The sequence below is a fragment of the Salinimicrobium oceani genome (genome assembly GCF_012037645.1).
Window position 1 is genome coordinate 1 of sequence record NZ_JAAVJR010000612.1, and the last position, 456, is coordinate 456.

The 456-nt window shown below is 45.0% G+C and carries 1 protein-coding gene; it reads left to right on the forward strand.

Annotated elements, in window-relative coordinates; genetic code table 11:
- A partial coding sequence (locus tag HC175_RS18525) for a zinc-dependent metalloprotease (RefSeq protein ID WP_209310089.1) occupies positions 1-456 on the forward strand: 456 nt, incomplete at both ends.

Consider the following 456-nt stretch of genomic DNA (forward strand, 5'->3'; position numbering starts at 1 on the left):
TATTCTGTATTGGAAGATGTATTTGTACCTTTGTATTTCTTCCATCGCTATCAAACTGAAGCCGCTGTAAAGTATATCGGAGGGCTCGATTATTCCTATGCTGTAAAGGGAACGGAAGAAACTGTTGTGGAAAGCCTGGATGAAGATGTTCAGGAGCAGGCGCTGGATGTTCTGCTTAGAACTCTTGATGCCGAAGAGATTGCCATTCCCAAAGAAAAATTGAGTCTTTTTCCTCCCCGGGCATTTGGCTATTCAAGGTCCAGGGAATCTTTTAGAAGTAATACGGGTGTAGCTTTTGATGCTTTGGGAGCAGCTGCTACCTCGGCAGATATGACTTTGTCCCTGTTGCTACACCCCGAGAGAGCTGCCCGGCTGGTACAGCAAAAAGCATTGGATGACGATCAATTAGGCCTTGCTGAAGTGCTGGAAGATCTTGTGGTAGAAACTATTAAATCT